Consider the following 8,308-nt stretch of genomic DNA (forward strand, 5'->3'; position numbering starts at 1 on the left):
TGTCGGGGCGCCGCGGGCCGCCCGGCGCGCGGGGTGGCGGTCGGGGGCGGTGGGGTGGCCCCCCCCCCCCGGCACGCGCCCCGGCCGCGCGGATCAGCGCGGCGTCGGCGGCTCGGGTGGTGGCCACCGTCAGGGTCCCGGACTCGGCGCCGTCCAGCCAGGCGCCGGCGAAGGCGGCGGCCAGCCGCTGCCGCAGGACGGCCGCCTTCGCGCCGGCCTCGGCCTCGTTCACCAGTCGCGCCCGGGCCTGCGTGGGGGTCAGGCCGAGGTCGCGCCGCATGGCGTCCAGGACGGCGGGGGTGGTGGCGTCGACGGCGAGGGCCGCGGCCGCGGACTTCACGGCGTCGGACGCCGGGGCGGCGCCGGGCGAACCCGGTGCGGCCGCGGCGCCGACACCCTGGAGTGTCGTCAGCAGCAGTCCGGCGGCCGCCAACGCGGTGCCCGCGGTGCGGGCATGACGTCGGAGCATGGGGGAGGTCTCCTCGTTCGGTGTGGGGGTTGCCGACACCGTAGGAAGTCCGCCGCCGTCCTGACAGATGCCAGCCGTCCCCCTATCACCGCGTTATGGCCCGGGCGGCCACACGTGCGGGCCCGCCCGGGCGCGGACCTGAGTACCCGTACCCGGCCGCGGCTGAGTACCCGTCCGCTGGCCCCGGGCCGGACGGGGGACGAGGATCCTGACATGACCGAGACCGTGACGATCCGCCGGGCCTGGTGGGAGGCCCCGGCCAACTCCACCATCGTCTACATCGTCCTGCTGATGGTGCTGCTCCCCCTGCGCGGCTTCGCCGAGATGGCGACCGACCCCTGCTCGTACGGCACGGACTGCCCCAGCACCTTCGCCCATCTCGCCGTCGCCGACCGGGCGTTGCTCTCCGCCGTCGCGCTGATCGTGCTCCAGTGGCCGGTCGCCTACCTGCTGCCCCGGGGCCGCCTGGCGCTGTCCCTCGCGCCGGGCGCCGCGATGCTGACCATGCTGATCGCCGTCCTCACCATCGAAGCGGGCACCTGACGGGGCCTCCCGCGCCTATGATCGTCGGCGCACGGTACGGAGCACGACACGGTACGGAGCACGACGGGGTACGGGCCACCACGGCGCGGCCGCGAACGACGGGCCAGGGACGAACGGGGACACGCATGCGCTTCGGGATCATCGGCACGGGAACGGTCGGCCGCACGCTGGCCGACAAGCTGGTCGCCCTCGGGCACGAGGTGACGCTCGGCTCGCGCACCAAGGACAACGAGGCCGGCACCGCCTGGGCCGAGCAGGCCGGGCCGGCCGGCCACACCGGCACCTTCGCGGACGCCGCCGAGTTCGGCGAGGTGATCGTCAACGCCACCGGCGGCACGGTCTCGCTGGCGGCCCTCCGGGCGGCCGGGGCCGAGCGGCTGGCCGGCAAGCTGCTGATCGACGTCTCCAACCCGCTGGTCTTCTCGGAGGAGGGCGCCCTGACCCTCGACCCGGTCAACACCGACAGCGTCGGCGAGCGGATCCAGCGCGAGTTCCCGCAGGCCCGCGTGGTGAAGGCGCTCAACACGGTCACCGCCCCGGTGATGGTCGACCCGGCGCGCGTCCCCGGCGAGCACAACCTCTTCATCGCCGGCGACGACCCCGCCGCCAAGGCCGAGGCCACCGCCCTGCTGGCCGAGTTCGGCTGGCCGGCCGGCTCGGTCATCGACCTCGGCGACATCGGCGGCGCCCGCGGGATGGAGATGATGATGCCGGTGTGGATCCGGCTGATGCGCGCCTTCGGCACGGCCGACTTCAACTACTCCATCGTCCGCAAGGCCGACTGACGCCCCGGCACGACCCGCGACCCGCGCGTCCGAGCACGGCCCGTGCGTGGGAAGTCGGCCGGTCCGACTTCCCACGCACGGCGGCGTTCTGTCCACCCGGCCCAGGTGATCGCGGTGGCGACGGTCAGGCGGCCGGGCCGACCGGGGGCCACGGGAGGGGTGCGGGCAGGACGGGCGCGGGCGCGGTCATCGCGGCCCGGGCGTCCTGCATGACGCTCAGCCGGCGGACGAACAGGATCGCCAGCACGGCCGCGGCGACGGCGAGCACGTTCTCGGCGATCTCCAGGCCGAGGGTGGCCTTCAGCGTGGAGCCGGGGTCCGCCCGGTCCAGCTTCGTCGTGGCGGCCGCGATCCGGCCGAGGATCACCGAGCCGATCCACGCCGACCACCAGAGCGACACCACCCGCTGCGGGATGAACTGCCGCCCGCCGTCGGCCGCCGGGGGAGCGCTCGCCTGCCAGGTGTCGGCCGCGACCCGCCAGGGGAACCAGAGGCAGACGATCGGGACGAACCAGCCGCCGATCGCCCAGCCCTGGCCGAGCTGGTGCCCGTCCGGGACGAAGCGCCCGGCGTTCTCCCGGGTCCGGTAGAACCAGACCAGGAACACCACGGCGGTCACCACGAGGACGGCGGTCGACACGGCGCCCACCGCCCCGGCGAGGGTGACGAAGCCGTCGAAGGAGTCCGGGAGCCGCTGCGAGGTCCCGTCCGCGAGGTCACCGAACTCCGCGTAGGCGTACAGGTCGAGCCCCACCACGCCCAGCGAGACCACCGCGTTCAGGCCCAGCAGGACGGAGGCCGCGATCCCCACGCCCTCCGGCGAACGGTAGTCCGTCCCGGAACAGGCCAGGCACCGCCCGGTCAGCTCCAGCCCCGGACGCCGGCCGCAGGTCACACACATCATCGGTCGAACCAACTCCCCCACCTCGATCACCGGGAGCTCCCCCGGGCGCGCCGAACCCTAGCGCCCTCCGACATCGGTTCGCCACCGAAAAGCCGCAGGTCAGCCACCCTGTCACCAGATGTCCGACAAATCCCGCACCGGCCCTGCGCCTGGCCCTGCGCCGCTCGCACGCCCGGCGGCCCGGCGGCCCGGCCCGGCGAGCCGGAGGGCCCGTCCGGGGGAGAATGGCCACCATGTCCCGACGCCGCGCCACCACGCCCCGTACCGCCAAGACCACCGGCTCCCCCGCTGCCCCCGCCGCCGTGCCGGCCGCCGGCTCGCCCTGCCCCTGCGGCCTGCCCGCCGCATACGGGGAGTGCTGCGGGCGGCTGCACCGGGGCGAGGCCGCGGCCACCACCGCCGAGCAGCTGATGCGCTCGCGGTTCAGCGCCTTCGCGGTGGGCGACGCGGCGTACCTGCTGCGCACCTGGCACCCCGACACCCGGCCGGCCTCGCTCGACCTGGATCCGGCGCTGCGCTTCACCCGGCTGGAGGTGGTGGGCGCCACCGAGGGCGGACCGTTCCACAGCGAGGGGACGGTGTCGTTCCGCGCCCACTGGTCCGAGGGCCGGGAGAGCGGTGTGCTGACCGAGAACAGCCGCTTCCTGCGGCACGAGGGCGCCTGGGTGTACCACGAGGCGCTGTCGCTGAGCTGAGCTGAGCCGTCCCGCGCGCGGCGGGTTACACGTAGTCGTCCAGGCGGGCGAGCGCGAAGCCCTGCGCGGTGACCTCCTCCAGGACCTTGCGCAGCAGGTCCGTCATGCGACCCGGCCACAGGTCCGGGCCGCGGAAGTGGGTCAGGATGATGTCGCCGGCGTTCAGCCGCCGGTCGAGCTGTCGGTACTCCATGCGGTCGGGGAAGACCTCCTCGTTCCACATCGCCACCGCCTCGATGCCGCAGGAGGCCGCGGCCCGCAGGGTGTCCGCGTTGTACTCGCCGTACGGGGGCCGCAGCAGCCGGGGACGGACGCCGACGTGCTGCTCCAGCCGGTCCTGCTGGCCGCAGATCTCCTCGCGCTGCTGCTCGTAGCCGAGCAGCTCGAGGTTGCGGTGGTTGAGGGTGTGGTTGTTGACCGCGTCGAGGCCGCCGGCCAGGTCGCGGAAGTAGCCGTAGTCGGACCGGGCCATGTAATCGGCGACGAACGAGCTGATCGGGATGCCCAGTTCGTGGACCATCCGGGCGAATTCCGGGTCCTTCTCGAATCCGTCGTCCACGGTCAGGAAGACGATCCGCTCCTCGGTGGGCACCCGGTACACCACGGGTGGCAGCCCCTCCGTGCGCCGGACGCCCTGGGTGCCCTCGGGCGCGGTCTCCAGCCGGGCCCGGGTGGCCGGCCGCGCGGGCGCGGTGAGCGGCGGCCGAGCGAGCCCCCAGCGGTGGGCGGTCTCCAGTGCGGCCCGGGCGGCGCTCTGGCGCCGGGTCACCGCCGCGGCGCCGGTCTCCTCCTCCTGCCGCGCCGCGCGGGGCAGGGTCAGCGGTACGGCGGGGGGCCGCAGGCCGCCCCGGTCGGCGGCCTCCTGCGGGGCCTGCGCCCCGGACGCCCGCTCCTGCGCCTCCCCCTGCGGGGCGGCGGGCACGGGTGGGGCCGCGCTGCTCGGGGCCGGCCGGCCGGCCGTGTCCGCGCCCGGCGCCGCGCAACCGGCCAGGACGGCGGAGAGGCAGACCGCTGCCGCGGCTATCCCGCGGGCCCGGCGGTCCGACGCCGGATTAGTACGACAATCTGACGATGTGTGCATGGAGCAGTGCTTCCCCCGCGGCCCGCTCCCGCCAATCCCCCCACTCCCGCACCTCACCCGCCCGGAGCATCCGCCCGGCCGCCGACGTCCCGACCGCCCGGAGCATCGGCCGTGCCCGCCGGCAGCTCCCCGGCGGCCACAGAATATGCGGTGCGCGAAGGGCTCCCGGCCGACCATAATGCCCCGCATGACGATCATGAAGCCGGCCGCCACCGACCCCTGGACCGTCGCGCCGGCGGAGGTCGGCACGGCGGAGTCCACGGCGCTGCTGCGGGACTACTACACCGAGGTGGCCAACCGGTACTACCGGCTGCACCACGGCCGCGACTGCACCCCCGAGGAGATCGAGACCGGCCTCGCCGGCTCCCCCAGCGACGACCTGGCCCCGCCCACCGGCGCCTTCCTGCTCGGCCGTCACCTGGGCGAGCCCCAGGCCTGCGCCGGACTGCGGGTGCTGGACGACCGGACCGCCGAACTCACCCGGGTCTTCGTCCGCCCCGGGGCGCGCGGCACGGGCGGCGGCGCCCGGCTGCTCGCCGCCGTCGACGCGGCCGCCCGCGGGCTCGGCGCCGAACGGATCGTCCTGGACACCCGGCTCGACCTGGTCGAGGCCCGGGCGCTCTACCTCCGCCACGGGTACGCCGAGATCCCCGCCTACAACAACGGCCCGTACGCCCAGGTCTGGTACGGCAAGGAGCTGGCGACACCCGCTCGGACCGGCTGACCGGGCCGGGGGCGAGCTCCTCCCCGCGGGATCCCGAGAGATCACGAGAGACCAGGAAGGATCAGGGCGGCAGGACGCGCCAGCCGGACACCGGCCGGGGGGCCGCCGTCGCGGCGAGCAGTTCGGCGGCGTCCGGCGGGTTGGCGCCGGCGCGGGAGACGGTGAGGGCGGCCGCCGTCGCCGCCCGGGCCATGGCGCGGGTCAGCACGGCGTGGTCGCCCAGGCCGGTGCGGGCGTCGAACGGCCCCCGCTCGTACCGGGCCGCCAGCAGCGCCGCCATGAACGAGTCGCCCGCGCCCACGGTGTCCACCACCACGACGGGCACCACGGGCACCTCCACCGCGCCGTCCGCCGTGTAGGCCGTGGCGCCGCCCGCGCCCCGGGTGACGATCACCTCCGACGGCCCGAGGTCCAGCCAGCGCCGGGCGACCGCCGCCGGGTCCTCGCCGGGGTAGAGCCAGGCGAGGTCCTCGTCGCTGGCCTTGACCAGGTCGCTGAGCCCCACGCAGTGCTCGACCCGGCCGACGGCCGGCCCGTGCTCACCCATCAGCGCGGGCCGCACATTGGGGTCGTAGCTGACCACCACCGCGCCGCGCAGCCGCTCGACCAGGTCGAGCACCGCGCCCGCACCCGGCTCGGTGACCGCGCCGATCGACCCCAGGTGCAGGTGGTGCGGCCGCGCCGCGAACGCGGGTCCGGCCTCGTCCAGCGCCGCCGCCCCGAGCGTCCACGCGATGTCGAAGCCGTACCGCGCCCGGCCCCGCCCGTCCAGCCCCACCACCGCCGACGGCGTCCGCCCGCCGTCCTCGGCGACCACCGTGACCCCGGCCGACTCCAGGTGCGCCCTGATCAGCCGCCCGTACGCGTCGTCGCCCAGCTGCGTCACCAGGGTCACCGCCCGCCCCAGCCGGGCCAGCCCGTACGCCACGTTCGCCGGACTCCCGCCGGGGTGCACCCGCTCCACGCCGTCCGCCCCGCGGACGATGTCCGCCACGCACTCCCCGACCACCAGGAATCGGACGGAGCCGGGACCTTCACACATCCGCGCACTCCCGGGCTCGGCATCGACATGACGAGCACCCAGCCTAGAGCGCCGCGGTCGGCGGGCGTACGCGCGTACGGAAGCGCGGGCGTACGGTGGACGGGTGTGCGGGCGCGCGGTGTGCGGGCATGGAAACGGCCGCCGGACCTGGCCAGGTTCTCCGACGGCCGTGGCCCCGCCCGTCAGGGGGCGGGGCACTTCGAACGTTATGACAGGGCGCAGCCGGATGGCCACCGATGTGGGCCGTCCGGGGGAAGCCGCGTGTCGCGGGGCCGGCCGGGGCGGGGTGGGGCGGCTTGCCGGAGGCTTCGACTACGATCCGTGTCCAGCCGACCACCCGACGTGTCGGACGCCCCGGAAGCGGTGATCCCCCTGTCCAGGCCCTGTTCCAGCCCCGCCCTCGCCCTCGCCTCGGTGCTGCTCTGCTTCGCCACCGTGATGCCGGACGCCACCGCCGCCGCACCCGGGGGCCTCGGCGACCCGGTGTTCCCCGGGCTCGGCAACCCGGGCTACGACGCGATCGGCTACGACCTCTCCTTCACCTACCGGCCGGAGAGCCGGACGGTGGACGGCACCACCGTGATGACCGCCCGGGCGCTGGCCGAGCTGCCCTCGTTCGAGCTGGACGCCCTCGGCCTGACCGTGCGCTCGGTGGCGGTCGACGGGCGGGCGGCGGGCTTCGAGACGCACGACGAGAAGCTGCGGATCGTGCCGGCCTCGCCCGTTCCGCGCGGGGCGCCGCTCACCGTGACGGTCGGGTACTCGGCCGACCCGCGCGCCCGGCTGCCGCACACGGGGTGGGTGCCGACGCCGGACGGCTTCGCGGTGGCCGCCCAGCCCGAGGGGGCGCACACGGTGTTCCCGTGCAACGACCACCCGAGCGACAAGGCCCGGTTCACGATCAGCGTCACCGCGCCGGAGGGCACTGCCGGGGTCGCCAACGGCACGCTCACCGGGACCTCCCGGCAGGACGGGGTCACCACCCGCCGGTACGTCCCGGCCGAGCCGATGGCCACCGAGCTGCTCCAGGTGTCGGTCGGCGCCTACACCGTGCGTGAGCGCACCGGCCCGCACGGGCTGCCGCTGCGCGACGTGGTGCCGACCGCGCGGGCCGCCGACCTGGAGCCGGCGCTCGCGCTGACCCCGGGCCAGCTGGAGTGGGCCGAGCGGCACCTCGGGCCGTACCCGTTCGAGACGTACGGGCTGCTGCCGGCCGACACCGACGACCCGGACGCCTTCGGTTTCACCGGTCTGGAGACCCAGACCCTGACGCTCTACAAGCCGAACTTCCTGCTGCTCCCGGAGGCGGAGATCGGCGGGCACATGATGCACGAGCTGGCGCACTCCTGGTTCGGCAACAGCGTCACCCCCGCCACCTGGTCGGACCTCTGGCTGAACGAGGGCCACGCCGACTACTACGGGCTGATGTACCTCTACGAGCGCGGCTGGACCGACTCGGAGGGCTTCACCACGTTCGAGCAGCGGATGCGCGACGTGTACGCCAAGGGCGACCGGTGGCGCCAGGACTCCGGGCCGGTCGCCGGGCCCACCGCCGAGTCGCTGTTCGACAGCCAGCGCTACACCGGGGGCGCGCTGGTGCTGCTCGCACTGCGCGAGCGGGTCGGCCAGGCGGCCTTCGAGCGGATCGAGCGCGCCTACCTGCGCGCGCACCGCCACGGGACGGCCACCACCGCCGACTTCCTGCGCATCGCCTCGGCGGAGTCCGGCCAGGACCTCGCGGCGTTCCTGACCGACTGGCTGTACGGACTGCGCACCCCGCCGATGCCCGGTCACCCCGACTGGACGGTGGACCCGGTCGCCCGCGGCGACCTGACCGACCGCGGCCCGGGCGGGGTGCCCCGGGGGACGGGCACGCTGCCCCAGGGGACGGACGCGCTGTAGGGCGGGCACTCCGTGGGGCCGGCCTGTCGGCGGGCGGGTCGGTTGTCGGGTGGGCTGGTTGTCGGCCGGGCCCCGTACGCCCCGGCGCGCCGGTCGGGTGCGCCCGGGCGCCGTCGGCGCGCCGGTGCACGGGCCGGCGGGGCGGGAGCATCGTGGTGCCCAC

Annotated in this window: 8 protein-coding genes and 1 pseudogene; 5 read left to right on the forward strand and 4 right to left on the reverse strand. The window is 75.6% G+C overall.

The window, feature by feature from the left end; all coding sequences use genetic code 11:
- Positions 1 to 469: pseudogene (locus ACWEQL_RS38910) on the reverse strand (hypothetical protein); the annotation flags it as partial.
- 213 nt (positions 470 to 682) lie between these two features.
- Between ACWEQL_RS38910 and ACWEQL_RS38915 the strand changes: the two are divergent.
- Positions 683 to 1,012 carry a hypothetical protein gene (locus ACWEQL_RS38915; protein ID WP_452155744.1) on the forward strand — a complete coding sequence of 110 codons (330 nt, stop codon included), beginning with the start codon at positions 683 to 685 and terminating at the stop codon, positions 1,010 to 1,012.
- Positions 1,013 to 1,137: 125 nt separating this feature from the next.
- A complete protein-coding gene (locus ACWEQL_RS38920) occupies positions 1,138 to 1,797 on the forward strand; it encodes an NADPH-dependent F420 reductase (RefSeq protein WP_452155746.1) in 660 nt (219 codons plus the stop codon).
- A 124-nt stretch (positions 1,798 to 1,921) separates the two neighbouring features.
- On the opposite strand, the gene ACWEQL_RS38925 is transcribed toward ACWEQL_RS38920, so the two are convergent.
- Positions 1,922 to 2,731, reverse strand: a complete 810-nt coding sequence (locus ACWEQL_RS38925; protein ID WP_452155748.1) for a DUF4328 domain-containing protein — start codon at positions 2,729 to 2,731, stop codon at positions 1,922 to 1,924.
- A 194-nt stretch (positions 2,732 to 2,925) separates the two neighbouring features.
- Here ACWEQL_RS38925 and ACWEQL_RS38930 point away from each other — a divergent pair, with 194 nt between their 5' ends.
- Positions 2,926 to 3,396, forward strand: a complete 471-nt coding sequence (locus tag ACWEQL_RS38930) for a YchJ family protein (protein WP_452155750.1) — start codon at positions 2,926 to 2,928, stop codon at positions 3,394 to 3,396.
- A 25-nt stretch (positions 3,397 to 3,421) separates the two neighbouring features.
- Here ACWEQL_RS38930 and ACWEQL_RS38935 read toward each other — a convergent pair whose 3' ends face one another.
- Positions 3,422 to 4,318 carry a polysaccharide deacetylase family protein gene (locus tag ACWEQL_RS38935; protein ID WP_452155752.1) on the reverse strand — a complete coding sequence of 299 codons (897 nt, stop codon included), beginning with the start codon at positions 4,316 to 4,318 and terminating at the stop codon, positions 3,422 to 3,424.
- 346 nt (positions 4,319 to 4,664) lie between these two features.
- On the opposite strand from ACWEQL_RS38935, the gene ACWEQL_RS38940 reads away from it, so the two are divergent.
- Positions 4,665 to 5,201 (forward strand): GNAT family N-acetyltransferase, encoded by a 537-nt coding sequence (locus ACWEQL_RS38940; RefSeq protein WP_452155754.1) that lies wholly within the window; start codon positions 4,665 to 4,667, stop codon positions 5,199 to 5,201.
- 61 nt (positions 5,202 to 5,262) lie between these two features.
- Here the strand turns inward: ACWEQL_RS38940 and ACWEQL_RS38945 are convergent, their stop codons facing one another.
- Positions 5,263 to 6,243: a carbohydrate kinase family protein gene (locus ACWEQL_RS38945; RefSeq protein WP_452155756.1), complete on the reverse strand. Its 981-nt coding sequence runs from the start codon at positions 6,241 to 6,243 to the stop codon at positions 5,263 to 5,265.
- 438 nt (positions 6,244 to 6,681) lie between these two features.
- On the opposite strand from ACWEQL_RS38945, the gene ACWEQL_RS38950 reads away from it, so the two are divergent.
- The gene (locus ACWEQL_RS38950; RefSeq protein WP_452155758.1) at positions 6,682 to 8,145 is read left to right on the forward strand and encodes a M1 family metallopeptidase; all 1,464 of its coding nucleotides are present in this window, start codon (positions 6,682 to 6,684) and stop codon (positions 8,143 to 8,145) included.
- The last annotated feature ends 163 nt before the right edge of the window (positions 8,146 to 8,308 follow it).

The organism is Kitasatospora sp. NPDC004240 (assembly GCF_053603215.1).